Annotated in this window: 1 pseudogene; it reads left to right on the top strand. The window is 70.2% G+C overall.

The features are described from left to right. A pseudogene (locus RT91_RS19955) lies at nt 1-252 on the top strand (protein-(glutamine-N5) methyltransferase, release factor-specific); the annotation flags it as partial. Nucleotides 253-393: the final 141 nt, after the last annotated feature.

Raw genomic sequence — 393 nt, forward strand, 5'->3', positions numbered from 1 at the left:
ACCGGCGCGAAGGGCTTCTGGAGCCTCGACCTCGCCGTCTCGCCCGCCACCCTCATCCCCCGGCCTGACACCGAAACCCTGATCGAGGCCGCGCTGCGCCACCGCCCCGACCGGCGCACGATCCGCACGATCCTCGATCTCGGCACCGGCACCGGCGCCCTGCTCCTCGCCGCCCTCGCCGAATACCCCGACGCCTTCGGCATCGGGATCGACCGCGTGCCCGCCGCTGGCCGCCCTCGCCGCCGCGCACGGGCTGGACGCCACCGCCGAACCCGACCTCGCCGGCATCCCCCGCGCCGTGATCATGGCCAGCGCGGGAAAAATATTCGTGAAAAACCCATTTGTCCGATTCGGCCGAATCAGACTAGATATCCCTTGTATTCGGTGCCCGGC

This window comes from Acidiphilium sp. JA12-A1 (assembly GCF_000724705.2).
In the GTDB taxonomy this organism is placed as follows: domain Bacteria; phylum Pseudomonadota; class Alphaproteobacteria; order Acetobacterales; family Acetobacteraceae; genus Acidiphilium; species Acidiphilium multivorum.